The organism is Micromonospora terminaliae, from assembly GCF_009671205.1.
In the GTDB taxonomy this organism is placed as follows: domain Bacteria; phylum Actinomycetota; class Actinomycetes; order Mycobacteriales; family Micromonosporaceae; genus Micromonospora; species Micromonospora terminaliae.
On sequence record NZ_CP045309.1, the window covers coordinates 3,148,587 to 3,171,737 of the forward strand.

25 protein-coding genes are annotated in these 23,151 nt (G+C 74.5%); 16 read left to right on the forward strand and 9 right to left on the reverse strand.

The genetic code is table 11. The features are described 5' to 3' along the window. Nucleotides 1–63 precede the first annotated feature (63 nt). From GCE86_RS14190 to GCE86_RS14210, 5 genes are read left to right on the forward strand one after another with little or no spacing between them, the layout of a single operon-like run. Nucleotides 64–504: a YbaB/EbfC family nucleoid-associated protein gene (locus GCE86_RS14190; RefSeq protein ID WP_204341977.1), complete on the forward strand. Its 441-nt coding sequence runs from the start codon at nucleotides 64–66 to the stop codon at nucleotides 502–504. After that, nucleotides 501–827, forward strand: coding sequence for a type VII secretion target (locus tag GCE86_RS14195; protein WP_154227404.1), 327 nt, complete (start codon nucleotides 501–503; stop codon nucleotides 825–827). Before GCE86_RS14190 ends, GCE86_RS14195 begins: the two co-directional genes overlap by 4 nt. Next, nucleotides 824–1,525 (forward strand): WXG100 family type VII secretion target, encoded by a 702-nt coding sequence (locus tag GCE86_RS14200; protein WP_154227405.1) that lies wholly within the window; start codon nucleotides 824–826, stop codon nucleotides 1,523–1,525. The genes GCE86_RS14195 and GCE86_RS14200 overlap by 4 nt, the downstream gene beginning before the upstream one ends. Before the next feature lie 11 nt (nucleotides 1,526–1,536). Continuing rightward, complete coding sequence (locus GCE86_RS14205) at nucleotides 1,537–2,376, forward strand: hypothetical protein (RefSeq protein WP_154227406.1); 840 nt, start codon at nucleotides 1,537–1,539, stop codon at nucleotides 2,374–2,376. Nucleotides 2,377–2,406: 30 nt separating this feature from the next. Then, entirely contained in the window at nucleotides 2,407–3,096 is a 690-nt protein-coding gene (locus tag GCE86_RS14210; RefSeq protein ID WP_154227407.1) for a hypothetical protein, read from the forward strand. Here GCE86_RS14210 and GCE86_RS14215 read toward each other — a convergent pair. Next, nucleotides 3,086–3,979, reverse strand: a complete 894-nt coding sequence (locus tag GCE86_RS14215) for a hypothetical protein (protein WP_154227408.1) — start codon at nucleotides 3,977–3,979, stop codon at nucleotides 3,086–3,088. The genes GCE86_RS14210 and GCE86_RS14215 overlap by 11 nt on opposite strands. 103 nt (nucleotides 3,980–4,082) lie before the next feature. Here GCE86_RS14215 and GCE86_RS14220 point away from each other — a divergent pair, with 103 nt between their 5' ends. Both GCE86_RS14220 and GCE86_RS14225 read left to right on the forward strand, forming a co-directional pair. Then, nucleotides 4,083–4,532, forward strand: coding sequence for a VOC family protein (locus GCE86_RS14220; protein ID WP_154227409.1), 450 nt, complete (start codon nucleotides 4,083–4,085; stop codon nucleotides 4,530–4,532). A gap of 135 nt (nucleotides 4,533–4,667) precedes the next feature. Then, nucleotides 4,668–6,242 (forward strand): FMN-binding glutamate synthase family protein, encoded by a 1,575-nt coding sequence (locus GCE86_RS14225; protein ID WP_154227410.1) that lies wholly within the window; start codon nucleotides 4,668–4,670, stop codon nucleotides 6,240–6,242. A gap of 10 nt (nucleotides 6,243–6,252) precedes the next feature. On the opposite strand, the gene GCE86_RS14230 is transcribed toward GCE86_RS14225, so the two are convergent. Then, nucleotides 6,253–6,858: a VOC family protein gene (locus GCE86_RS14230; RefSeq protein WP_239542424.1), complete on the reverse strand. Its 606-nt coding sequence runs from the start codon at nucleotides 6,856–6,858 to the stop codon at nucleotides 6,253–6,255. A 140-nt stretch (nucleotides 6,859–6,998) separates the two neighbouring features. On the opposite strand from GCE86_RS14230, the gene GCE86_RS14235 reads away from it, so the two are divergent. Further along, nucleotides 6,999–9,248 carry a hypothetical protein gene (locus GCE86_RS14235; RefSeq protein WP_154227411.1) on the forward strand — a complete coding sequence of 750 codons (2,250 nt, stop codon included), beginning with the start codon at nucleotides 6,999–7,001 and terminating at the stop codon, nucleotides 9,246–9,248. Between the two features lie 23 nt (nucleotides 9,249–9,271). Here the strand turns inward: GCE86_RS14235 and GCE86_RS14240 are convergent, their stop codons facing one another. After that, nucleotides 9,272–10,264 carry a helix-turn-helix transcriptional regulator gene (locus tag GCE86_RS14240; RefSeq protein ID WP_154227412.1) on the reverse strand — a complete coding sequence of 331 codons (993 nt, stop codon included), beginning with the start codon at nucleotides 10,262–10,264 and terminating at the stop codon, nucleotides 9,272–9,274. 90 nt (nucleotides 10,265–10,354) lie between these two features. Here GCE86_RS14240 and GCE86_RS14245 point away from each other — a divergent pair, with 90 nt between their 5' ends. Continuing rightward, entirely contained in the window at nucleotides 10,355–10,816 is a 462-nt protein-coding gene (locus GCE86_RS14245) for a VOC family protein (RefSeq protein ID WP_154227413.1), read from the forward strand. Between the two features lie 12 nt (nucleotides 10,817–10,828). On the opposite strand, the gene GCE86_RS14250 is transcribed toward GCE86_RS14245, so the two are convergent. From GCE86_RS14250 to GCE86_RS14270, 5 genes are all read right to left on the reverse strand, one after another. Next, on the reverse strand, nucleotides 10,829–11,440 hold the full coding sequence (locus GCE86_RS14250; protein ID WP_154227414.1) for a dihydrofolate reductase family protein: 612 nt from the start codon (nucleotides 11,438–11,440) through the stop codon (nucleotides 10,829–10,831). A 9-nt stretch (nucleotides 11,441–11,449) separates the two neighbouring features. Further along, on the reverse strand, nucleotides 11,450–12,040 hold the full coding sequence (locus GCE86_RS14255) for an NADPH-dependent FMN reductase (RefSeq protein ID WP_154227415.1): 591 nt from the start codon (nucleotides 12,038–12,040) through the stop codon (nucleotides 11,450–11,452). Between the two features lie 129 nt (nucleotides 12,041–12,169). Next, nucleotides 12,170–12,613 carry an SRPBCC family protein gene (locus tag GCE86_RS14260; RefSeq protein ID WP_154227416.1) on the reverse strand — a complete coding sequence of 148 codons (444 nt, stop codon included), beginning with the start codon at nucleotides 12,611–12,613 and terminating at the stop codon, nucleotides 12,170–12,172. Between the two features lie 21 nt (nucleotides 12,614–12,634). After that, complete coding sequence (locus GCE86_RS14265) at nucleotides 12,635–12,913, reverse strand: ArsR/SmtB family transcription factor (RefSeq protein WP_239542510.1); 279 nt, start codon at nucleotides 12,911–12,913, stop codon at nucleotides 12,635–12,637. 68 nt (nucleotides 12,914–12,981) lie between these two features. Beyond that, a complete protein-coding gene (locus GCE86_RS14270) occupies nucleotides 12,982–13,443 on the reverse strand; it encodes an SRPBCC family protein (RefSeq protein WP_154227418.1) in 462 nt (153 codons plus the stop codon). A gap of 117 nt (nucleotides 13,444–13,560) precedes the next feature. Between GCE86_RS14270 and GCE86_RS14275 the strand changes: the two genes are divergently transcribed. From GCE86_RS14275 to GCE86_RS14300, 6 genes are all read left to right on the forward strand, one after another. After that, nucleotides 13,561–16,695 (forward strand): hypothetical protein, encoded by a 3,135-nt coding sequence (locus GCE86_RS14275; protein ID WP_154227419.1) that lies wholly within the window; start codon nucleotides 13,561–13,563, stop codon nucleotides 16,693–16,695. Nucleotides 16,696–16,769: 74 nt separating this feature from the next. Continuing rightward, entirely contained in the window at nucleotides 16,770–19,019 is a 2,250-nt protein-coding gene (locus GCE86_RS14280) for a hypothetical protein (RefSeq protein WP_154227420.1), read from the forward strand. A gap of 130 nt (nucleotides 19,020–19,149) precedes the next feature. Next, entirely contained in the window at nucleotides 19,150–19,473 is a 324-nt protein-coding gene (locus GCE86_RS14285; RefSeq protein ID WP_208818096.1) for an ArsR/SmtB family transcription factor, read from the forward strand. Next, on the forward strand, nucleotides 19,470–19,952 hold the full coding sequence (locus tag GCE86_RS14290; protein ID WP_154227421.1) for an SRPBCC family protein: 483 nt from the start codon (nucleotides 19,470–19,472) through the stop codon (nucleotides 19,950–19,952). The genes GCE86_RS14285 and GCE86_RS14290 overlap by 4 nt, the downstream gene beginning before the upstream one ends. Nucleotides 19,953–20,049: 97 nt before the next feature. Continuing rightward, nucleotides 20,050–20,403, forward strand: a complete 354-nt coding sequence (locus tag GCE86_RS14295) for a cupin domain-containing protein (protein WP_154227422.1) — start codon at nucleotides 20,050–20,052, stop codon at nucleotides 20,401–20,403. A 27-nt stretch (nucleotides 20,404–20,430) separates the two neighbouring features. Beyond that, nucleotides 20,431–21,165: an alpha/beta fold hydrolase gene (locus GCE86_RS14300; RefSeq protein ID WP_154227423.1), complete on the forward strand. Its 735-nt coding sequence runs from the start codon at nucleotides 20,431–20,433 to the stop codon at nucleotides 21,163–21,165. Nucleotides 21,166–21,168: 3 nt separating this feature from the next. Here the strand turns inward: GCE86_RS14300 and GCE86_RS14305 are convergent, their stop codons facing one another. Beyond that, complete coding sequence (locus GCE86_RS14305; protein WP_154227424.1) at nucleotides 21,169–22,263, reverse strand: nucleotide disphospho-sugar-binding domain-containing protein; 1,095 nt, start codon at nucleotides 22,261–22,263, stop codon at nucleotides 21,169–21,171. 74 nt (nucleotides 22,264–22,337) lie between these two features. On the opposite strand from GCE86_RS14305, the gene ddaH reads away from it, so the two are divergent. Further along, nucleotides 22,338–23,108: a dimethylargininase gene (ddaH, locus tag GCE86_RS14310; protein ID WP_154227425.1), complete on the forward strand. Its 771-nt coding sequence runs from the start codon at nucleotides 22,338–22,340 to the stop codon at nucleotides 23,106–23,108. Nucleotides 23,109–23,151: the final 43 nt, after the last annotated feature.

The window sequence follows — 23,151 nt, forward strand, 5'->3', positions numbered from 1 at the left end:
CCGCCCTGTGAGCGCCGCCGATCAGCGGCCCTGCCGGGCACCGCGCCTACTCGGGGGAGGCACATGGTGAGCGGGGCTCTGGACGGCGGCGTGCTCGACCCGGGCGGCGCGATGGACCGCATGCGGGCCTGGAAGGGCCGCATCGACAAGCTCGCCGCGGACACGAAGGTGATGAGCGACCGCCTCCAGGACCTGCGGGTCACGGTCGAGGACGACCACGGGCTGGCCGAGGTGACCGTCGACTCCGCCGGCGCCCTGCTGGACCTGCGCCTGGGCCGGCAGATCCAGCGGGTCCCCCCGGAGGTGGTGGCCCAGGCGGTCATGGACGCGATCCGGCGGGCGAAGGAGCAGCTGGCCGAACGGTCGCAGGAGATCATCGCGGAGACCGTCGGCACCGAGTCCGCGGCGGCACGGGCCATCGCCGAGCGGGTGGGCCGGCAACTGCGCCCCGACCCGGAGCCCGGCTGGGGCGAATCCGGCTCCTCCTCCGGCTGGCAGCGATGAGCGGCCCGGCCGGCTGGGCGGCCGACACCGAGCAGATCCGGGCGCACGCCGCGTTCGTCGAGGGGCTGCGCTCCCGGTTCGAGGCGGTACGCGGCGCGAGCGCGCACATCGCGCGGGACGACCAGGCGTACGGGTTGCTCTGCGGGTGGATCTCGGCGGTCCTGGAGGACCGGCACACCCGTCAGGACGAGCTGGTCGACTACGTCGACGAGAACCTCAAGCTGGTGGCGGACGGCCTGCGCCGCACCGCCGACAGCTACGACGGTGTCGACGGCGACGCGGCGAGTTCGCTGGACGCGATCAGCCGGCGGTTGCGGGCATGACCGACGAGTCCCTGGTCGCGGAGGTCCACTCCACCCGGGAGGTGTGGACGGGTTCGTCGCTGGCCGACGGCGTCGAGGGCCTGGTCGACGCGATCCGCAGCGAGGGCTGGGTGGACGACCTGCTCGCCGGGGCGGCCTTCGGGCTGGACGTCGCCGCCACGGTGCTCGACCCGTTCAGCGCGTTGCTGGCCAACGGCATCGGCTGGGCGATGGAATACTTCGAGCCGCTGCGCGAGATGCTCGACTGGCTCACCGGCATGCCCGACGTGGTCGCCTCGCACGCGGCGACCTGGGACAACATGGCCGGTCACCTCCAGCGGATGGCGGCCGACCTCCAGGCCCACCTGGCCGGCGACCTGCCCGACTGGCGGGGGCACGCCGCCGAGGCGTACCAGTCGCTCATGAAGAACAACGTGGACGCCATCGCCGGTCTGGGTGGCGCGTCCGCGGCGATGGCGGCGGCCACGCAGGCGGCCGGGAACCTCGTCTCGTTCACCCGTGACATCGTCCGGGACCTCATCGCGGACCTCGTGGCGCGGGTCGTCGTCTGGGCGGTCGAGGCGATCTTCGTGGTGACCATCCCGGTGATCGCCGCCCAGATCACCGCCGCCGTGCTGAAGTGGGCGGGCCGGATCCTGAGCTACACCACGGCGCTCGTCACCAGCCTCACCAACCTGTCCAAGCTCGTCAACGGCTGACCGGGGGGATCGTGGCGAAGCCCAGGGGACCGCACGGCAACACCGGCGACGGCGGGCATGCCGGCGACGGCGGGCATGCCGGCGACGGCGGGGAGGCCGGCGACGGCGGTGTGCCCCGGCAGCGCGGCGGCGGGCAGCACGGCCGGCCGACCACGGTGGCCGAGACCCACCGGGCCGTCACCGAGGCGGCGGAGAGCGGCCGGCCCGGCGGGCCGAGGTCCACCGACGGCAAGCCCACCGAGGGCGACGCCGACGCGCAGCGGCCCCAGAACGACCCGGAGCTGGACAAGCACGACCCGCAGAGCCTGGAGGAGATCGCCAAGGCGCGGAAGCAGGTCGCCGATCAGCTCCAGGAGATGGTCGACGACGCGTGGGACCACGTCGACCAGAACCGGGACTCGATCCTCCAGCAGGAGGGCTACCAGCGGCAGCGGGAGAAGCTCATCGAGAAGGGCTACCCGGAGGACGTGGCGGACCTCGTCGTGGAGCGGACGGCCATGGGCACCGAGGCCCACCGTGAGCTGGCCAACGCGATCGACAGCGAGGCGACCTCCATGCTGGACCCGGAGACGGGCTTCCGGCTGCGTACCGAGGTCGGCTACGACGCCCAGGGCGTGGAGACGCCGAGGGTGAAGGACCAGGACTTCCGGCCGGACGTCATCCTGGAGCGGCAGTACAAGGACGCGGCGACCGACGAGCTGGACTGGGAGGTCGCGCACGCCTACGACCTCAAGACCGGCCTGAAGACCGGCATCGAGCCGAGCTGGGCCAACAAGGTGCAGCGGGTCCTGGGCCTGCCCGAGCCGCCGGAGGAGCTACGGCCGACGCAGCGCCCGCTGAGCGTAGACTGAGCCGGCCCCACCGACCCGTGAAAGGTGCGTATGTCCTCTGCTGACAAGGCGCGGCGGTGGCGGCAGATCCTCACCGACCTGCGCCCCGACCTGCGGGGCGAGTGGACGCTGCGGGGCGCCGGCCTCGACACGGTGCTGGCGCGCGAGCCACTGGGCTGGGCGCTGGCGTGGATCGGGTGGTCGGGGTCGCCCACCCGGCCGGTGGGCTGGGTGGCCGCCGGGGTGCAGCCGCTCGTGGCGCCCTTCACCGGCTGGGTCATGACGTACGGCCTCCGGATGGACGAGGTCCGGTCCGGGCCGCCGACGGTCGACCTGTCCGCCGGCGACGCGCTGGACCAGGCGCGGCGGTTCGTGCTGGACGCCGGTCTGGAGAAGATCGACAGCTGGCCGGCCGAGCGGCTCGCGGACGTGGCCGAGCGGGACTACGCCCAGGACCCGCGCCGGCGCCGCACCCACTGGCACCAGTTGCCCGGCTGGCGGGTGGTCAACGGCACGGCGTCCCCCGTCGAGCCGGCGACCGCGCTCGCCGAGCTGAGCCGCGACCGGGCCGCCGAGGCCTCCGGCACGGGCGCCCGGCAACTGGGCGAGCAGGCCGCGTTCTACGAGGGGCTGGTGCGCGCCTGGCACGACGGGGAGCGCGACACCGCGCTGCGGTTCCTGACCGAGCAGCGGGACCGGGCGCTGGCGGCCCGGAAGCTCGACCGGACGGTCACCCCGTAGGGCGATCCAGCCGCGCCACGACCGGAGCCAGCGCCTCGGGCAGCCGCACCTGCACGGCCCCGCCGGCCTCCCCCGGCACGACGCGGACCGGGTGGAACTCGCCCCCGTGCCACCAGAAGACCTGCTCGGAACAGGGGTCGGTGGCGGCCTCGACCATCGAGGCGACCAGCCGGTGCAGGGCCACCGCGGCGTCCTGCACCCGGTGGTCCACCCGGTGCAGCAGCACCGCGCTGTACTGCGGCGCCGCCACCAGCGCGCCGTGCTCGGCGGCCTCGGGCAGGAACCGCTGGACGGACATGAGGGCGGTCGTCACGAACGGGTTGCCGTCGGCGGCCAGCAGGCGCACCGACCCGCCGCCGGGAAGCTCGTGGTCGCGCACGTCGAGAGTGGTCAGTTCATGTGCCACGGTCTGCCGCACGGCGGTGCGCACCAGCTCCGCGGGCTCGCGGCCGAGCCGGGCGGCCTGGGCGAGGGTCAGCAGGTCCAGCCGCTCGGGACGGTTCACCACCACGGTCGCCGTGAAGTGCCCGGCGTACGGCACGGCCAGGTAGTCGTCGGCCTCGGCGGTCGCGGCGGCCGGGGTGAGGCGGAGCCGGAGCTGTGCGATGTCGACCGGCCCGAGGTCGGCGGAGACGCTGTCCGGCAGCTCCCGGCGGATCGCCGCGACCCAGTCGGCCACCAGCTCGGGCCACGCCTGCCGCGGCTGGTCCCGGCAGGCGCGCAGGAGCGGTGTCAGGGACACCCGGGCCCGGCCGCCGGGAACGGCGACGACGATCTCGTCGCGGTCCGGCGCGACGCGGGCTCCCGGCAGGCGGCCCGGCAGCGCGTCCTCGACCAGAGCGCGGACGTTGCCCATCAGGTCTACGTTCTGCGACGACGCCACGCTGCATTCATACCATCGGCCCGCGAACGGCGGCGAACCCCGGAGCCGGCCGGGTGTGGTCCGCGGGCCCTCGGGTAACCGGCGTGCCGAGGGAGGGGATGTCGTGACGGATGAGGCACCGGACTACTTCCAGCCCGAGCACGGCCTGGTCGTCACGCACCTGCTGATCGTGCGGGACGTGGACCGCTCGCGGGAGTTCTACCGCGACGTCCTGGGCGCCACGGTGGTGCGGGACCGGCGGCCCGCCGTGCTCCGCCTGCACAACAGCTACCTCGTGCTCAACGACGAGGGCGGCCCGACCGACGACAAGCCGACCGTGACGGCGCGGGCGCCGGCCGACCCGGACACGCTGAGCGGCGCGCTCAACATCCGCGTCACCGACGTACGGGCCGTCTACGAGCTGTGGCGTTCCCGGGGCGGTGAGTTCCTGACCGAGCCGAAGGACCATGGCGTGGAGATCCGGTGCTACCTGCGCGACCCCGACGGGTACCTGATCGAGCTGGGCCAGGGCACCGGGATCCTGGCCGAGATGGGCCGGGGCGTGCCGCGGTGAGCCGCACGGCGTCCGTCACGAGCGTCCATGTCGATACCCTTCACTGCCTGTCGCTGCGCTGAAAAAATTGCCACTCCGGCCGGCGCTCCCCGCCGGGCCGTTTGGCCGGCGGCCATCCCGGAAAGAGTGGGCGGCATGAGCTGGGCCCGTAGAGCCGTACCCGCCGCCGTCGCCGCCGTCGCGGCCCTCGCCGCGCGCGACCTGCTGCAACGCGACCACGCGCTGCTGCGCAACTTCCCCGTCCTCGGCCGCGCCCGCTACCTGCTGGAGTCGATCGGGCCCGAGCTGCGCCAGTACATCGTGGCCGGCAACAACGAGGAGCGGCCGTTCACCCGCGACCAGCGGCGCTGGGTGTACGCGTCGGCCAAGCAGGAGAACAACTACTTCGGGTTCGGCACGGACAACGACATCGAGTACACCCCCGGCTACCCGATCATCAAGCACCGCACGTTCGGCCGGGCGGTGCCGCCGTCCTCCCCGGGCGCCGCGCACGACGTGACCCTCCCCTGCGCGAAGGTCCTCGGCGGCGCCCGGGGCCGGGCTCGCGCCTTCCGCCCCGAGTCGGTGGTCAACATCTCCGGCATGAGCTTCGGCTCGCTGTCCGGCAAGGCGGTCGAGGCGCTCAACCGGGGCGCCGCCCTGGCCGGCTGCCTCCAGAACACCGGCGAGGGCGGGCTGTCGCCGTACCACCGCAATGGTGGTGACCTGGTCTTCCAGATCGGCACCGCGTACTTCGGCTGCCGGGACGAGCGCGGCCGGTTCGACCTCGCCCGGCTCAAGGACCTGGTGGCGGGCGCACCGGTCCGCGCGCTGGAGATCAAGCTCAGCCAGGGCGCGAAGCCGAGCCTCGGCGGTCTGCTGCCGGCCCCGAAGGTCTCCGCCGAGATCGCCGCCACCCGCGGCGTCACACCGGGACAGGACTGCGTCAGCCCGTCGCGGCACGCCGAGTTCTCCGACTGCGACAGCCTGCTGGACTGGGTGGAACTGCTGGCCGCCGAGACCGGCCTGCCGGTCGGCATCAAGTCCGCCGTCGGCGACCTGGGCTTCTGGGAGGAACTGACCACGCTCATGCGCGACACCGGCCGCGGCGTGGACTTCGTGACCGTCGACGGCGGCGAAGGCGGCACGGGCGCCGCGCCGCTGATCTTCACCGACTCGGTGTCGCTGCCGTTCCAGCAGGGCTTCTCGCGGGTCTACCGGATCTTCGCCGAACGGGACCTGCACGAGCAGGTGGTCTTCATCGGCGGCGGCAAGCTCGGGTTGCCGGACAACGCCGTGGTCGCCTTCGCGCTCGGCGTCGACCTGGTCAACGTGGGCCGGGAGGCCATGCTGGCGATCGGCTGCGTCCAGGCGCAGAAGTGCCACACCGACACCTGCCCCACCGGGGTGGCGACCCAGAACCCGTGGCTGGCCCGGGGCCTCGACCCGGCCCGCAAGTCGGTGCGGGCCGCCAACTACATCCGCACGCTGCGGCGCGACCTGGTGAAGGTCGCCGAGGCGTGCGGCGTCGAGCATCCCGGGCTCATCGACACCGGCGCGGTCGAGGTCCTCGACGGCCGTACCGCCTCCACCCCGCTGGACCAGGTGTACGGGTACCGCCCCGGCTGGGGGCTGCCGTGCGCCGCCGACCGGGCCGAGATCATCCGGCTGATGACGGCCGAGGCGCCGCAGGGCGGCAGCGCGCCGCCCTCCCCGACCGCCGTGGGGTGATCAGGAACGGTCAGGTGGGCGGTTCCTCGCCGGTCTGCTCGCGCACCATGAACGTCGCGTACCAGTCGGGCCAGTTCGGGTCCGTCGCGCCGGTGCGCTTCTCGTGCTCGCCGTGGGCCTCCGCGGCCCGGCGCAGCGCGCCGGCCAGGTCGGGGGTGGAGGCGTACGAGGTGGTGCCGCCCGTGATCCGCCCGGGCAGCCGGGTGGTGATCTCCTGGAGCAGCCACTCGTTGCCGTCGGGATCGGTGAACGTGGCGCGCGAGAGGTAGCTGCGGCGTTCCGGATCCGGACCGTTGACCATCCCGGCCGGCCCGGGATGGAAGATCTCGCTCACCCGCACACCGGCGGCGGTCACCGCGCGCCGGGCCGCCTCGACGTCCGCGACGATCAGGTACGCCTTGGCCGAGCCGGGACTGGCGACGGTCAGGGTGGGACCGAACTGGATCGAGCACCCGGAGCCCGGCGGGGTGAACTGGACGATGCCGGGCGGTGTCTGGTCGAGCCGCCACCCGAGCCGCCCGTAGAACTCCTTGGCGCGGTCGACGTCCGCCACCGGGAGGACGATCACCTCGAGCTTCTGGTCCATGTCTCTGCTCGCGGCGTCCGTCGCGCTCATCGCGGCCTCCCTGCGCCAACCGGGGCTCTCCCCCGCCACGTTACGGGCCGCCGGCCTTGATCCGGCGCGGAACGGGTAGACGTCAGCCCCCGGGCACGGCCGCGTCGGCGCCCGGGACCGGTGACTGCCACGGGAGATCGATGTCGGACACGCCGAGGAGCGCGGACGAACGGCCGGTCGAGGTCGTGGAGGTGCGGGTGCACGGCGTCTCGGGCGCCGGCCCCGAGCAGGTGCTGGACCGGCCGAACGTGCACCAGGTGGCCGGTGACCGCAGCGGCGGCTTCTACCGGCCGCGGGCCGGCTACCCGGACACGACCGGGGCGGGCGGGGTGCTGCTGGAGGCGTACCGGTGGCGCGACCTCCCCTCGGGCCGGGCGGTCCGCACGCTGTCCCTGGTGTTCCTGCTGCCGTTCATGCTCGGCAACATGGCGATCTGGATGCACCCGCCCGGCGCCGGCCTGTCCGCCGCGACCGTGAAGGCGCTCTGCCGGCTGCTCGCACTGACGCTCACCGCGGTGTACGTGGTCGCGGTGGCCGGGGTGACGCTGGACCTGATCGCCTGGAAGTGCATGGGCTCGCCACGGTGCCTGACCGGCCGGAACTGGCTGTCCTGGCTCGGCGAGCGGCCGCCGGGGCTGCGGCTGGCGGTGCTCGCCCTGGTCCCGGTCGCGGCGGTGGCGCTGGTCTGGCGGCTGAGCAGCCGGCCGGGCTGGACGTACGCGACGTTCCGCAGTCCGGACACGGTGTCCGGCGAGCACCAGCTCACGGCCGTCAGCCAGTGGGACACCGCGCCGCTGGTCTCCCGGCTGCGGGCGATCCACGTCGCCGCGGCCTTCGCCACGCTGGACGCCGTCCTGCTCGCCGCGCGCTCCGCCGGAGGGCGGGCCTCGGTCGCGACCACCGCGCTGCTGGTGCTGACCGCGGCGGTGCTTGCGGCGTGCGTGGTGCTGGTCTGCGTCCATCCGCTGCTGGACCGCGCCACGCCGGCCCCCCGCGTCGAACGGAACCTGCGCCGCCTGCGCACCACGGCGTGCCTGCTCACCCTCGCCGTCGTGGTCGTCGTGGTGGCCGAGCCGGGCCCGTGGGCCGCCCGGACGGGACTGCCCGGGTACGGGGAGATCGTCAGCCTCCTCTTCGCCACGCAGACCGTCCTCCTAGTCGTCCTCGGGGCGGCCGTGCTGCGGGCGCGCCCCCGGGTGCCGGGCGGGCCGCGCCTGCGGGCGCTCGGCGCCCCGGTCATCGACGCGGTCGCCGCCGGGGTGGGGGTGGCGTACTCCGCCGAGCTGGTCTACCGGGTGGCGGACCTGCTGGACCGCAGCGCACCCACCGCCGAACGGCTGGCCACCAGCCCGCCGCTCGCGTACAAGTGGGCGATCTTCGGCTTCTTCCTGGCGGTGACGGTCGCCGCGGTGGCCGGCATCGGCATGGCGCTGGCGTCCCGGCCCGCCCGCCGGCGCGCCGCCGCGGACATCGTGGCCCGCGACCACCCCGACGCGCCGGCCGAGGCCGACGAGCGGCGGCGTGAGGTCGAGAAGGTCGTCGCGCGGGCCCGCTTCACCGAGCGGCTGACCCCGCTGGTCCTCACCTACGCCGCTCTCGCCGGGCTCGGGCTGGCCACCAGCACCCTGGGGCTGCAGCGGTGGTATCCCGGGGACGTGATCGACCGCTGGACGCCGATCCCGGCCGAGCTGGTGAACTTCGGGATCGGCCTGGGCAGCTACGTGATCGCCGCGGCGATCGTGGGCCTGGTCCTGGGCGGCCTGTTCGCCTACCGCACCCCCGAGTTCCGCCGCTACGTCGGGGTGCTGTGGGACCTGGGCACCTTCTGGCCTCGCGCGGCGCACCCGTTCGCACCCCCCTGCTACGCCGAGCGGGCGGTGCCCGAGCTCAGCCGCCGGATCAGCTACCTCACCGGGCCGGGGCGGACGGTGCTGCTCGCCGGGCACAGCCACGGCTCGATCCTGCTCGCCGCGACGGTGCTGCAACTGCCGCCGGAGGTCTGCGCGCGGGTGGCGCTGCTGACGTCCGGGTCGCCGCTGACCCGGCTGTACGCCCGCTGGTTCCCCGCCTACGTCCACGCGGACGTGCTGCACGAGATCGGGGAGCGGGTCGGCTGGCGGTGGATCAACCTGTGGCGCGACACCGACGCGATCGGGGGCTGGATCTTCGCGCCGGAACGGCCGGGCGGGCCACCTCCGGCCGGTGGGCCGGAAGGATCCGTGGACCGGCGGCTGCGGGATCCCCGGGGCCTGGTCGCGCCGCCCAGTGACACCGTCCCGCCGGCGATCGTCGGGCACCTGCCGGGCGCCACGGATCCGCGGCACAACGAGGCCGTCCGCGAACTGGCCGACCGGTTGCGGGACACCGCCACCGGGCCGCCGGCCAGCTGACCACGACCGGACCGGCCTTCCGCTCAGGGCTGCGCCGGGCCGGGCGCGGTCACCGAACCGGCCGCCCGCAGCCGCTCCGCCAGCGCGCGGCAGCGCCCCCGCAGCTCCGGCGGGTCGAGCACCTCGAAGTCGTGGCCCAGCAGCAGCACGTGCATGAGCACGAAGTCGAGGCTGCCGGCGCCGCTCACGACCTCGCAGCGCTCGCCGTCGCGCGGCCGGACCACGGCCGCCGACGCCGGGATCTGCGCGCGTACGGTGTCGGCCGGCGCGTGCACGAGGAAGCGTGCCCGGTGCGGGTAGACCCGGCTCGCCACGCCCTCCTGCACGTGGGTCGCCGCGTCCGGTGCCGGGCGCGGGCGGAAGCGCCAGGTCCGGGCGGACACGCCGGTCATCCGGTCGACGCGGAAGCTGCGCCAGTCGGCCCGGTCGAGGTCGTAGGCGAGGAGGTACCAGCGGCGGTCGGAGGCGACCAGGCGGTAGGGCTCGACCCGCCGCCGTCGCACCCCGCTCCCCGACGGGTAGTCGAAGCCGGCCTCGACCTCGTCCCGGCACGCTCGGGCCAGGGTCATGAGCGCCTCGGGGTCGACCGGCGGGCGGCCGCCGCCGAAGGACTCCACCGAGCCGGCGAGCGCGCGCACGTCGTGCCGCAGGCGCGTGGGCAGCACCCGGTCGAGCTTGGCCAGTGCCCGGAGCGCGGCGTCGGCCGCCCCGGCGACCGCGCCGCCGGCGCCGGCGAGCAGCGAGACCGCGGTGGCGATCGCCTCCTCGTCGTCGAGCAGCAGCGGCGGCAGGGCCCGCCCCGGGCCGAGCCGGTAGCCGCCGCCGACACCCTGGCCGGCGTGGACCGGGTAGCCGAGGGTGCGCAGCCGTTCGACGTCACGCCGGATGGTGCGCGGCGTGACGCCGAGCCGGTCGGCCAGCTCGGGGCCGGTCCAGACCTGACGCTGCTGGAGCAGCCCGAGCAGGGTGAGCACCCGCTCGGTCGTGCCCCGCTCGTCGCCGGTCGCCCTGCCCACGTGCCCATCCTTCCCGCGATAGCGGACCGATCCTGTCCGCCAGGGGTGTCAGAGTAGGCGAGAGACACGACGACCGAACGGAGCAACCCCATGAGCCGCCACTTCCAGGTCACCTTCGACGCCCACGACCCGCGGGCGCTGTCGTCCTTCTGGCGCGACGTGCTCGGCTACGTCCACCCCGGCCCGCCCGGAGTCGACCTGCCCGAGGGCGCCGACCCCCTGGCCGCGTGGGACGACTTCCTGGCCCGGATCGGCGTACCGGAGGAGCAGCGCAACACGCGGTCGGCCATCGAGGACCCGGACGGGCACGGCCCGCGGGTGTTCTTCCAGCAGGTGCCGGAGGACAAGGTCGCCAAGAACCGCGTGCACCTCGACGTCCGGGTGGCGCCCGGGCTCCAGGGCGAGGAGCGGATGGCGGCGCTGGAGGCCGAGTGCGACCGGCTCGTCGCGCTCGGCGCGAAGCGGGTGCAGCGGTACGAGCCGGAACCTCCGCTGAGCGCCGGCTGGATCACGCTGACCGACCCCGAGGGCAACGAGTTCTGCCTGGACTGACCGCTGCGAGGCCTAGGTGGCGAGGTTGCCGTAGGTGGGCCGTCCCGCCGCCTCGTACGTGAGTTGCAGGATGCCGTTGCGATGGCTCACCGACTCGGTGAGCCGGAACGCGGCCGGCATGGTGCCGTCCGCGAACAGGCGCTTGCCGCTGCCCAGCGTCAGCGGGTGGAGCCACAGGTGCAGCCGGTCCACGACGCGCAGGCGCAGCAACGACTGCACCAGGTCCAGGCTCCCGATCACGTGGAGCGCGTCGTGGCGGTCCGTCAGCTCGGCGACCTCCTCGGCGAGGTCGTCGCCGAGCAGCATCGAGTTCGCCCAGCCGAGCGGCTCGTTCAGGGTGCGGCTCGCGACGTACTTGGGCACCGCGTTGAGCAGGCCGGTGAAAGGGATCTCCGCGGGCGCCGTGGGCCAGTAACGCGCGAAGATCTCGTAGGTCCGGCGGCCCAGCAGGAGCGCGTCCATGCTCCTGGCCTGCGCGAACATGGCCGCGCCGGTCTCCTGGTCCACCAACGGCGCCTGCCACCCGCCGTGGGCGAAGCCGCCGGCCCGGTCCTCGTCGGGCTCCCCGGGCGCCTGTGCCACGCCGTCCAGCGTCACGAACTCCGTCACGACCAGCTTGCCCATGGGACGCCGCTACGCGCCGGACTGCGGGGTGGCCATCGTCGTGCCCGACCGCAGGGTCGCCAGGGCGCCGCTCCAGGCGGCCAGCTGGTCGAGCATGGTGTTCACGGCGCCCACCTGGTGATCGCCCGGCTTGAAGACGCTGAAGTTCTCGAAGTCGGTGAAGAGGGAGAGCGCCACCTGGGCGCGTACGTCCGCCATCTGCAGCTCGGCGACCACCAGGCGCAGGTGCTCCACGGCCCGGGTGCCGCCGACGCTGCCGTAGCTGACGAACCCGGCCGCCTTGTTGTTCCACTCGGCGTAGAGGAAGTCGATCGCGTTCTTCAGCGCACCGGAGGTGGAGTGGTTGTACTCCGGCGTGACGAAGACGTAGCCGTCGAACGAGGCGATCTTCTCGGCCCACCGGAGGGTGTGGGGCTGGGTGTACTGGCCGAGCGACGGCGGTGCCATCTCGTCGAGGTGCGGGAGATTGAAGTCCTTGATGTCGACGAGTTCGTAGTGGGCGTCGTCGCGCTGCGAGGCGATCTCGTGGACCCAGCGGGCCACGGTCTCCCCGTTACGCCCGGGACGTGTGCTGCCGATGATGATGCCGATCCTGGTCATGCCCCGTTCCTTCCGTCCGTCCGCCCGGTGACAGCGGGCGCCGCCGGCGGGTACCCGGTTGGCCTGGTTTCGAACGGCGGCACCGACAGCGGTCACCCCTGGGCGGTCACGGGGAGGCCGTGATCCGCGTCAGTGCCAGTCGCTGATCTGCACGTCCCTCGGCGACGGCGCCCCCTCGCCGGTCTCCACCAGCGACTTCAGGCTCATGAGGTAGGAGCCCCACTTGGTGCTGCAGTGGTGCATGAACTCCACCGGCTCCCGCCAGCCCCGGTGCGCGAACAGCACGATGGTGTAGTCGCCGTCCTGGCGGAGGTCCCACTCGACCGTGGTCCCGATCCACTCCTCGGGGCCGCCGACGACCCGCCAGGCCACGCGCTCGGCGGGCCGCAGCTCGACGACCTCCATGTCGAAGCCGCCGGGCGGGAACCGGAACTCGAGGACGCCGCCGACCTCCCCGCTCCCCTTCGTGTCGTCGGTCCACCAGCCGGCGAGCCCCTCGACGGTCGTCAGCGCGTCGTACACCTGGTCCGGCGTCGGGGTCACGACCCCGACCCGGTGCAGAATGTCCACCATCTCGATCCCCTCGTCCTCCGGTCAGTCCGTCCTGGCGCTCTGGATCGACTCGGCGATCCGCTTGATCCGACGCAGCCGGGCGTCCCACGCCGACCCGACCGACGACAGCTGGGCCACCGCCCGAGCGAGCTGGGCGTCGTCCACCCGGTACCGCTTCTCGCGGCCGGCCGGCGTCGCCCGCACCAGGCCGACCCGGTCGAGCACGCCGAGGTGCTTGGCCACGGCCTGGCGGGTGACCGGCATCCGCTGGCTCAGCGTGGTCGCGGTGCCGTCACCCTCGACGAGCAGGAGGTCGAGCATCCGGCGCCGGGTCGGGTCCCCGATCGCGGACCAGAGGTCGTCGTCGACCTGCTCCACCAGCGCGGTGCTCACGCCCGCACCCGCAGCGTCGGGGCGTACGCCACCAGCCGCGGCAGGAAGAAGTCCCAGCCACTGACGTGCTCCCGGTACTGCTGCTCCAGGACGGCCAGCTCCCAGCCCATCTCCCGGAAGCCGGTCTCGGTCATCCGCAGCAGGGTGCCGCTGCCCGACGGGGTCAGGTCGAAGGTGACCAGCAGCGAGTTGCCCTCCGCCGCCGGCTCGCCGGCCGGCTGCGTCCACCGGAACGAGAACGTCCGCGGCGGCCGCGCGTCGACGACGGTGAACGGCACGACCGTCCCGCCGGCGTCCCGGTCGCCGAAGACGATCTCGCCGACCGACCCGGGCGCCAGGTCGTACCGGGCGTCGTCCGGCCACCACTTCCTGAGGTGGTCGGGGCTGCTCACCACGTCGAAGACGATCTCGGGCGACGCCTCGACGTAGATCTCGCGCTCGATGGTCCCGAACTCCATGACAATCCTCCTGCAACGTTTGGTTGCACGTCACGCTACTCCGGGGACCGTCGCCGCGCAACCATTGGTTGCACTAAGGCTCTGTCGCCGCGCCGGGTACGCCCCTAGGATGCGAGCGTGATTCACGTCACTCCGGGCCGGAAGCCGTTGCCGCTGCTCGCCGCCGCGATCGTCCTGCTCCTGCTCGGCGCGGGCGTGGCGTGGGGCGTGGACGGCGCGCTCGGGTTGAGCCACGCTCCCGCGGCCGTGCCGCACGAGGACTCCGCCGCCGCGCCGCGGCGGGCCGCCGCACCGGCGCCGCCGCTGGCGTCCGTGGTGGTGCCCGACGACCCGCGCACCCGCAAGGCCGCAGCGGCGGTCGCCGACGCGCTCGCCGCGCGCGGCCTGCGCCGCCCGGCCGTCACCGCGGCCGGGCCGGCCGCGGTGACGACCCCGGCGGGCCCGGCCGCACCGGGCCCCGCCGCGGTGACCAGCCTGCGGGCGGCCGTGCTCGCCACGCCGGGCGCCGCGCCGGAGTCCTACCGGCTCGGCGTCCGCGGGACCGAACTGGCCGTCGACGGGACCGACGTCGCGGGCGTCGCCGCCGGTCTGTACCGGCTCGCCGACCGGATCCGCTCCGGCGCCGAGGCGCTGCCCGCCGCCGAGGCGGGACGGCTGGTCACGCCCCGGCTCGGCCTGCGGCTCACCGACGCGGGCTCGGTGGGCCGCGAGCCGGACCCGGCCGGCTTCGCCGCGGGCGACGACTACAGTCTGAACACCGACGTGGTCGGGCCGGCCCTGCTGCCCCGGGCGCCGTGGGTCGACGCCGGCGCCGTGGCGCGCATCGGCGCGCAGTTCCGGCAGTTCGTCGACCACTCGGTGGCCCAGGGCTACAACGCCGTCGTCGTGCCCGGCTTCCTGGAGTACGTCACCTTCGCGAAGGTGGGCGACGGGCACGCCGTCTACCCGCCCGGGGACACGCACGTCGACCGGGCGCGGGCCATGGTCGCGGCGTTCGGCCCGGTCTTCGGGTACGCCGAGGAGATGGGCGTGAAGGTCTTCCTGCTCACCGACATGCTCGCGGTGTCGCCGCCGCTGGAGGCGTACCTCACGCGGACCGTCGGCGGGCTCAATGTGGCCGATCCCCGGCTCTGGGCCGTCTACCAGGCCGGGCTGGCCGAGCTGTTCGAGAGCATGCCCTTCGTCGACGGGCTCATGGTCCGCGTCGGCGAGGGCGGCGCGGTGTACGCCGCCGACGGCTGGGACTACTCGTCGAAGCTCGCGGTCACCACCGCGGCGTCCGTGCGGGCGATGCTGCGGGCGCTGCTGGACACCGCGGGGCGGGCCGGCCGGGAGGTCATCTTCCGGACCTGGACGGTCGGCGTGGGCGCCGTCGGCGACCTGCACACCAACCCGGAGTCCTACGCGCGGGTGCTCGGCGAGTTCGATGACCCGCACCTCGTCGTGTCCACGAAATACACCCTCGGCGACTTCTACAGCCACCTGCCGCTGAACACCACCCTGCTCGCCGGTGCGCACCGCCGGATCGTGGAGTTCCAGGCCCGGCGCGAGTTCGAGGGGTTCGGCTCGCTGCCCAACGACCTCGGGCCGCTGCACCGCCAGGCGCTGCGTGCGTTCCTCGCCGCCAACCCGAGGGTCGAGGGCGTCTGGAACTGGACCCAGGACGGCGGGCCGCTGCGCGCCGGGCCGATGTCGCTCTACCTGCGCACCGGGTTCTGGCAGCTGTACGACCTCAACACCTACGCCGTCGCGCGGCTCGCCTGGGACCCGGACACCGATCCGGCGCGGGTCACGGCGGACTGGGCGTACCGAACGTTCTCCGCCGACCCGGACACGGTCGCCGCGATCGGGCAGGCCATGGCGCTGTCCCGGGCGGCGGTCACCCGGGGCCTCTACATCGGTCCGTACGCCGACCGGTCGGTGCGGGCGCTGGGGCTGGAACCGCCGCCCATGATGTGGATCTTCGAGTGGGACATCCCGACCGGTGACTCGGCCGCACTGGACAGCATCTACGCCGTGACCGGCGGCCGGGTTGACGCGGCGATCGCGGAGGGCGAGGAGGCGGTCGCGCTGGCCCGGCGCATGCGTGACCTGCTGGCCGCCACCGGCCCGGCGACGTGGCGGGACGCCGCGCTGCGCGAGCGGTTCAACGGCACGCTCGACTACCAGGTGAACCTGTTCGAGACGCTGGCCGCCTACCGGACCATGGTGCTGCGGCACGCGCAGTGGCTGGACACCGGCTCCCCGGCCGCCTACACCGGCTGGCGGGCGGCGACGACGGCGTACCGGGACGCGCGGGAGGTCCACCGGCAGCGCTACGGCGGCGACCTCGACCTGCCCGCGTACCGCTTCACGGCGGCCGACCTCGGCGCGGAGCGCGCGGACCGGGACCCCGCCATGGCGTGGGCGGCCCGGGCGCTGCTCGCGCTCATCCTGGTGGTGGTGCTGCTCGGCCTGCGCGGGCGGGGGTTCGGTGGCGCCGCCGCGCGCGGGCTGCTGCTGGGCGCGGTCCGGCCGTGGCGGGTGGCCGCGCTGCCGGCGCCCGCGTCCCCGGTGGACCGGCTCCTCGTGTGGCTGGTGCCGGCCGTGGTCCTGGTGGCGAGCCGGCTCGTGTTCACCTGGTTCGCCGCTCCCGCCCACCTGCTGGTCACCCTCGGTGGGTGGGCACTGTTCGCGCTCGTCGTCCGCCTCGCCGTCGGCCGGCGGGATCCGTTCCACCTGTGGGCCGTGGTCGGCGGTGTCGCACTGCTGCGCAGCGTGCTGCTCCTGGCGGCGCTCGCCGGGCGCGGTCCCGGGCGCTACTGGTTCGCGTTCTGGACCGCACCGACCCTGCGCGCGGCCTACCTCACGGTGGCCTTCGCCGCGTTCGGCTGGCTGTTCGTGGCCACCGCCGTCGTCCTCCGCGACCGCTACGGCATGCGCCGGCGCCGCGCCGTGGGGCGGACCCTGACCGCCGCGGGCGTCCCACTCGGCGTGCTGGCCGGCCTGGTCGCGGTGCTCGGCCTGGAGCGCGCGCTGACGGTGTGGAACGACCAGCTGGCGCTGCTGCCCTGGGGGCTGTCCCGCATCCTCGGCATCACGGTCTACCTGGGCATTCCCACCAGCCTCCCGGTGTACGCCGCCGGGGCCGGAGCCGCCCTGGCCGTTGCCGGGCTGCTCGTGTCGATCGGCGGGCGGACCGCCGGACCCGTCCCGGCGGGCGGCGGCCGACCGGTCCCGGTGTCCGAGGTTGGACCCGGCCGGGCCGGGTAGTCCGCCCGAGCGGCGGGGCCCTCCTCGGCCGGGCACACCCCGGTCCGGCCCCCAGAAGACGACTCGGGGGGCCCATGTCGGAGGCAGCAGCGCGGGACGGGCCGCGGCCGTCCGGCGACGTGGTGGAACTGCGGGTGCACGGGGCCTCCCGGGCGAGCGCCGGCGAGGTCCTGGACCTCTCCCGGACCGAGCAGGTGGCGGGCGACCGCAGCGGCGGCTTCTACCGGGTCCGCCGCCCGGCCTCGCGCACCGGCCGCACCGGGCAGGTGACGCTGGAGGCGTACCGCTGGGCCGACCTGCCCGCCGGGACCATGGCCCGGACCGTGGCGCTGGTGTTCCTGCTGCCGTTCATGCTGGTCAACGTGGCGATCTGGATGCGCCCGGCGAACCGGGGCTCCGAGGCGGCCGTCCGGTCCCTGTGCCGCCTGCTGGCGCTCACGCTCACCGCGCTGTACGTGCTCGCCGCCGCCGGCGTCGCACTGGACCTGATCGCGTGGAAGTGCCTGACCTCGCCGCACTGCCTGGCCGGGCGCGGGTGGTTGTCCTGGCTGGGTGGGCGGCCGGTCGGGCTGCGGCTCGCGGTGCTGGCGCTGGTGCCGGCCGCCGCCGTCAGCCTGCTCTGGCGGGCCAGCACGCGCCCGGGACGGGTGTTCGAGGCGTTCCGCGCCCCCGAGCCGACAGCCCCCGGGTGCCCGCTGGGCGCCGTCGGCCGGTGGGACGCGGAACCGCTGGTGGGCCGGTTGCGCTCGATCCACGTCGCGGCGGCGTTCGCGACGCTGGACGTCACGCTGCTCGCCGCCCGGGCCGCACCCGGCGCCTCGCCCGGCACGGTCGCGCTGGCGGTCGTCACCGGGGCGGTCCTGGTCGCCTGCGCGGTCCTGCTCTGCACTCCCCCGCTCATCGACCGGTCCGCCGCGGACCGGCGGCTCGACCGGGTCACCGGCACCCTGCGGACGACCGCCGTGGTCCTCACCGTCGTCGTCACGGCCCACGTCCTGACCGCCCCGCTGTCGTGGCGCGAGGGCGGCGGCCTGCCCGGCTACGACGCGATCCTCACCGGGCTGTTCGTCATCCAGACGACCCTGCTGGCCACCCTGGGGGCCGTGCTGCTGTTCCCGCGCCGGAACCGGCGGACGGGTGCCGCGCCCCTGCTCGGGCTGGGAGCGCTGGCGATCGCGGCCGCCGCCATCAGCCTGGCGGTGGCCTACTCCGCCGAGCTGGTCTACCGGGTCGCGGACTTCCTGGACCGCGACGCGCCGACCGCGGTGGGCGTGGCCGACTGGCCGCCGCGGGCGTACACCTGGGCGATCTTCGGCTTCCTCCGCGCGGCGCTGATCACCCTGGTCCTCGCGGGCCTGGCGATCCTGATCTCCCGGCCACGCCGGTTGGCCGCCGCCGCGGCGGTCGTGGCACGCGACCACCCGGATCCGCCGCCGGGAGCCGGGCCCCGGCTACGGCAGGTGCAGAAGGCGATAGCCCGGGCCCGGTTCACCGAGCACCTGATACCGCTGGCCGTCGTCTACGCCGGCCTCGCCGGGACCGGCACGGCCACCACCACCGTCGGCCTGCTGGAGCTGTGGCCGGGTGACGTCTTCGAGCGGTTCGCGGGGGTGCCGGCCGACCTGGTCACCTTCGTCATCTCGTTCGGCAGCTGGGTGATCGCGGCGATCATCGCCGGCCTGGTGCTCGCCGCGGTCTTCGCCTACCGGACCGTCGGGTTCCGGCGCCACGTCGGCATCCTTTGGGACCTCGGCACGTTCTGGCCCCGGGCCGCCCATCCGTTCGCGCCGCCCTGCTACTCCGAGCGCGCGGTGCCGGAGCTGGCCCGGCGGATCACCTACCTGGTCGGGCGCGGCGACGCGGTCCTGCTCACCGGGCACAGCCACGGCTCGGTCCTGGCCGCCGCGACGGTGCTCCAGTTGCCGCCCGAGGTCAGCAGCCGGGTCGCGCTGCTCACCTACGGGTCGCCGCTGCGCCGCCTCTACGCCCGGCTCTTCCCCGCCTACGTCGACGACGAGGCGCTGCACGAGATCGGCGCCCGGGTCGGCTGGCGGTGGCTCAACCTGTGGCGCGACACCGATCCCGTCGGCGGCTGGATCTTCGCCGGCCACCCGCCTGCGGCGGGGGACGCGACCGGGGGCCCGGCAGCGACGGTGGACCGCCGGCTGCGGGACCCGGTCGCCGTGGTGGCGCCACCCGGCGACAGCGTTCCGCCGCCGATCCAGGGGCACCGGCCCGCCGAATCCGACCAGCCGTTCACCGCGGCGGTGAGTGAGCTGGTCGAGCGCCTCGGCGAGCCGCCGGACCAGGGTGCCGTCGACTGACGGCCGCCCGGGTCAGCGGGCGGACTTCAGCCAGTCCCGGTAGTGCGTGGGCGGGCCGGCCGGGGACGCCACCGCGGGCTAGTTCCGGCGGGCCTTGACGCACGGCTTCGTAAGCCGTAGCTTACCGTTCGTGGCTACTTACCGAACGGACGACGGTTGGGACGCCCTGGGTGATCCCACCCGGCGGGCGATCGTCGCGAGCCTGGCCGAGCGGCCCCGCGCCGTCGGCGAACTCGCCGACGAACTCCCCATCAGCCGGCCCGCGGTGTCCCAGCACCTCAAGGTCCTCAAGGAGGCCGGTCTGGTCACCGACCAGGCGGCCGGCACCCGCCGGGTCTACCGGCTCAATCCGGCCGGCGTGGCCGCGCTGCGCGACCAGCTGGACACCTTCTGGAACCGCGCGCTGGCCGGCTACCGGGACGTCGTCGAACAACCCACCGAGGAGACCCCATGACCGAGGCAACATCCGTCGTCGTCCGCCGGCAGATCGTCGTCGAGGCGCCGCTGGAAAGGGCGTTCACCGTGTTCACCGAGCGGTTCGGTGACTTCAAGCCGCCGGAGCACAACCTGCTCCGCGCGCCGATCGCGGAAACCGTGTTCGAACCCAGGGTCGGCGGCCACATCTACGACCGGGCCGTCGACGGCAGCGAGTGCCGCTGGGCGCGCGTGCTCGCCTACGAACCGCCGGACCGGGTGGTGTTCAGCTGGGACATCAGCCCGCAGTGGCAGGTCGAGACCGATCCGGACAACACCAGCGAGGTCGAGGTCCGTTTCGTCGCCGAGTCACCGCAGCGCACCCGGGTGGAGCTGGAGCACCGGCACCTCGACCGGCACGGCCCGGGCTGGCAGTCCGTCCGCGACGGCGTCGGCCACGACGAGGGCTGGCCGCTCTACCTGAGCCGCTACGCCGCCCTGTTCACCCCGGGCAGCTGACCTGCCCCACCGGGCATGTCTCGACCGGTGGCGGGTATCGCCACGGCCCGGCCGCCTCGTCGGCCGGGCCGTGGGACCGACCGGACAGGAGACGCGCATGTCGCACGAACCAGGCGTCGCGGAGCGGCCCGCCGTCCGGCGCACCGAACTTCAGCGGCACCCGGCCTCCGTGCCCGGCCGGCTGATCGTCCAGACGTTGTTCGAGATCCCGGTGGGACTCGCGTCGGGCCGGCACCGGCATCCCGGTGAGGAGGTGGGCTTCCTCATCCACGGCGTGGTCGCCATGGAGTTCGACGACCGGCCCACCCTGACCATTCACGCCGGGGAGCCGTTCCTGATCCCGCCCGGAGTCGTCCACAACGCCCGGAACATCACGGCCGACGTCACCACCATGATGCTGTCGACCTACTTCGTCGACGAGACGCAGCCGTTGGTGACGCCCTGCGACTGACGGACCGTCGACCGAAAGGACCGACCCATGACCAGCACCTCCGCACGTCCCGGCAAGCCCACGGTCGTCCTGGTGCACGGCGCCTTCGCCGACAGTTCCAGCTGGAACGGGGTGGTGGAGCGGCTGATCGCCGCGGGCGTCGCCGTGAAGGCGGTGCCGAACCCGCTGCGCGGCATCGCCGAGGACGCCGCGTACGTGGCGAGCGCTCTGCAGCAGACGCCGGGGCCCGTGCTCGCGGTCGGCCACTCCTACGGCGGGGCCGTCATCACCAACGCCGCCTCGCGGGTCGACAACGTCGTCGGCCTGGTCTACGTCGCGGCCTTCGCGCCCGACGACGGCGAGACCATCATGGACATCGAGGGAGCGTCCAAGGACAGCGTCCTGAACTCGGCGATCCAGCCGGCGCAGTACCCGACCGCGTCGGGCGCCGAGGCGGAGTTCCAGATCGACCCGGCGAAGTTCCACGACGCGTTCGCCGCCGACGTGCCCGAGAAGGACGCCGCCGTCATGGCGGTCACCCAGCGTCCCGTCTCCGCGCTGGCCTTCTCCACGCCCACGACCGACCCCGCCTGGAAGAAGCTGCCCTCCTGGGCCGCCGTGGCCACCGGCGACAAGGCCGCCGGCAGCGACGCGGTGCTGCGCATGGCCGAGCGCGCCGGCGCCACGATCACCCGGATCGAGGCCTCCCACGTCGTCATGGTGACCCAGCCGCAGGCGGTCACCGACGTCATCATGCAGGCGCTCGGCTCCGTCTCCGGCTGACCGTCAGGCGAGGAGCGCGGTCAGCTCGGACACCACGGCGGCGGGCGGCGGCATGGCGGCCATCTCGTCGCGGACCTCGACGGCCGCCCTCGCCAGCGCCGCGTCGGTGACGAGCCGGGTCAGCACGTCCGGGGTGATGGCCCGGGCGGCCACCCCGAGGCCCGCGCCGCGCCGCGCGACCAGGTCGGCGTTGTGCCGCCGGTCCCCCGGGCCGGGTACGACGAGCTGCGGGACACCGGCCGCCAGCGCACCGAGCACGCTGCCCGCACCGCCGTGGTGCACGGACGCCGTCGCGTGCGGGAGCACCCGGTCCAGCGGCACGCGGCCGACCGCCCGGACGTTCGCCGGCAGCCGCGGCAGCCGGCCGGGCGGCCGGACCAGCACGATGTCGGCGTCCACGGCCGGCGCGGCCGCGATGATCGCGGCCGTCGGGTCGCCGCCACCAGGACCGGCGACGGTGCTGCGGCTCACGACGATCCGCGGTCGCTCCCCGGCGTGCAGGAGCCAGTCCGGCACCTCTCCCCCGCCCGAGTACGGCGCCGCCCGCATGGGCAGCCCCGGTCGCGGACCGGTGAGGCTCGGCGGTGACACCGTGATCATGGCGGCCGGAGCGCCGATCCGGTGCCGCCGCATCGGCCTGCTCGCCGTCACGGCCGCCACGAGGTCGGCGGCCGGGAACAGGTTGTTCTCCTGAAGGACGGCGGGAACACCGACCCGTGCCGCGGCGACCGCCCCGGCCACGCCGAGCGGCTCGTGGACGACCAGGTCGGGGCGCTCCCGCCGGGCCAGCGCCACCACGGCGTCCACGAACGCGGCGTTGGCGGCGCCGAACAGCTCACCGACGACGGCGGTGCCCGCACGCCCGGCCAGTTCCCGGCGGGCCAGCAACGGATGCCGCAGCAGCACCCGGCCCGCGATGCGACCGAACGCGAACCCCGGCGCGACGTCGTGCGCCGCCAGGCCGCCGAGGTCGACGGTGAGCGCGTCGCCGCCACTGGCGACCAGCACGTCGTGGCCGGCGTCCCGCCAGGCGAGGGCGAGTGGGACGAGCGGCAACAGGTGCCCCTGCAGCGGCGCGGCGACGATCAGGACCCGCATGGCCCCATTCAAACGGACCACGTGCGACGCCGTCGACCGTGGACGCGGGTCGGCCGGAGCGGCAGACTGCTGGCATGACACGAGGCACCGCCCTGGTCCGGCGACCCGGCGACCGGCTGGCCGAAGGCCTGGTGACCCACATCGAGCGCACCGACGTGGACGTCGCGCGGGCCCGGCGGCAGCACGAGGCGTACCGGGCCGCGCTCGCCGGCGCCGGCTGGCGGGTGCGCGAGGTCGACCCGGCCGACCAGTGCCCGGACGCCGTGTTCGTCGAGGACACCGTGGTGGTCTGCGACGACCTGGCGGTGCTGACCCGCCCCGGCGCACCGGAGCGCCGCCCGGAGGTCCCCGGCACCGAGAAGGCGGTCCGGGAGGCCGGCCTCGAGGTCGTACGGATCGAGGCGCCCGGCACGCTGGACGGCGGCGACGTGCTGCAGATCGGCACCACGGTCCACGTGGGCCGCGGGGGCCGCACCAACGACGCGGGCATCGCCCAGCTGGCCGCCCACCTGGCGACCCGCGGGCGCACGGTGGTCCCCGTCCCGCTGCGCGACGTGCTGCACCTGAAGTCGGCCGTGACGGCGCTGCCCGACGGCACCCTGCTCGCGCTGCCCGACCTGCTCGACACGACCGTGCTGCGGCAGCCGCTGCGCGCGGTCGACGAGGAGGCCGGCTGCCATGTCGTGCCACTCGGGGACGACCTCGTGCTGATGGCCGCGTCGGCGCCGCGCACCGCGGCGCTCGTGTCGGGCCTCGGCTTCACGCCCGTCGTCGTCGACATCGACGAGTACGAGAAGCTCGAAGGCTGCGTCACCTGCCTGAGCGTGCTGATCCCCCACGCCTGAGCCCATAGTTGTGACCTGGGTCACAACGAATGAACCTTCACCC

What these genes read in the sequence shown, in the direction of transcription:
- GCE86_RS14190 (WP_204341977.1), top strand. Translation starts at nt 64, where the DNA reads ATGGTGAGCGGGGCTCTGGACGGCGGCGTGCTCGACCCGGGCGGCGCG.
- GCE86_RS14195 (WP_154227404.1), top strand. Translation starts at nt 501, where the DNA reads ATGAGCGGCCCGGCCGGCTGGGCGGCCGACACCGAGCAGATCCGGGCG.
- GCE86_RS14200 (WP_154227405.1), top strand. Translation starts at nt 824, where the DNA reads ATGACCGACGAGTCCCTGGTCGCGGAGGTCCACTCCACCCGGGAGGTG.
- GCE86_RS14210 (WP_154227407.1), top strand. Translation starts at nt 2,407, where the DNA reads ATGTCCTCTGCTGACAAGGCGCGGCGGTGGCGGCAGATCCTCACCGAC.
- GCE86_RS14225 (WP_154227410.1), top strand. Translation starts at nt 4,668, where the DNA reads ATGAGCTGGGCCCGTAGAGCCGTACCCGCCGCCGTCGCCGCCGTCGCG.
- GCE86_RS14230 (WP_239542424.1), bottom strand. Translation starts at nt 6,858, where the DNA reads ATGAGCGCGACGGACGCCGCGAGCAGAGACATGGACCAGAAGCTCGAG.
- GCE86_RS14235 (WP_154227411.1), top strand. Translation starts at nt 6,999, where the DNA reads ATGTCGGACACGCCGAGGAGCGCGGACGAACGGCCGGTCGAGGTCGTG.
- GCE86_RS14245 (WP_154227413.1), top strand. Translation starts at nt 10,355, where the DNA reads ATGAGCCGCCACTTCCAGGTCACCTTCGACGCCCACGACCCGCGGGCG.
- GCE86_RS14250 (WP_154227414.1), bottom strand. Translation starts at nt 11,440, where the DNA reads ATGGGCAAGCTGGTCGTGACGGAGTTCGTGACGCTGGACGGCGTGGCA.
- GCE86_RS14255 (WP_154227415.1), bottom strand. Translation starts at nt 12,040, where the DNA reads ATGACCAGGATCGGCATCATCATCGGCAGCACACGTCCCGGGCGTAAC.
- GCE86_RS14260 (WP_154227416.1), bottom strand. Translation starts at nt 12,613, where the DNA reads ATGGTGGACATTCTGCACCGGGTCGGGGTCGTGACCCCGACGCCGGAC.
- GCE86_RS14265 (WP_239542510.1), bottom strand. Translation starts at nt 12,913, where the DNA reads ATGCTCGACCTCCTGCTCGTCGAGGGTGACGGCACCGCGACCACGCTG.
- GCE86_RS14270 (WP_154227418.1), bottom strand. Translation starts at nt 13,443, where the DNA reads ATGGAGTTCGGGACCATCGAGCGCGAGATCTACGTCGAGGCGTCGCCC.
- GCE86_RS14280 (WP_154227420.1), top strand. Translation starts at nt 16,770, where the DNA reads ATGTCGGAGGCAGCAGCGCGGGACGGGCCGCGGCCGTCCGGCGACGTG.
- GCE86_RS14290 (WP_154227421.1), top strand. Translation starts at nt 19,470, where the DNA reads ATGACCGAGGCAACATCCGTCGTCGTCCGCCGGCAGATCGTCGTCGAG.
- GCE86_RS14295 (WP_154227422.1), top strand. Translation starts at nt 20,050, where the DNA reads ATGTCGCACGAACCAGGCGTCGCGGAGCGGCCCGCCGTCCGGCGCACC.
- GCE86_RS14300 (WP_154227423.1), top strand. Translation starts at nt 20,431, where the DNA reads ATGACCAGCACCTCCGCACGTCCCGGCAAGCCCACGGTCGTCCTGGTG.
- GCE86_RS14305 (WP_154227424.1), bottom strand. Translation starts at nt 22,263, where the DNA reads ATGCGGGTCCTGATCGTCGCCGCGCCGCTGCAGGGGCACCTGTTGCCG.
- ddaH (WP_154227425.1), top strand. Translation starts at nt 22,338, where the DNA reads ATGACACGAGGCACCGCCCTGGTCCGGCGACCCGGCGACCGGCTGGCC.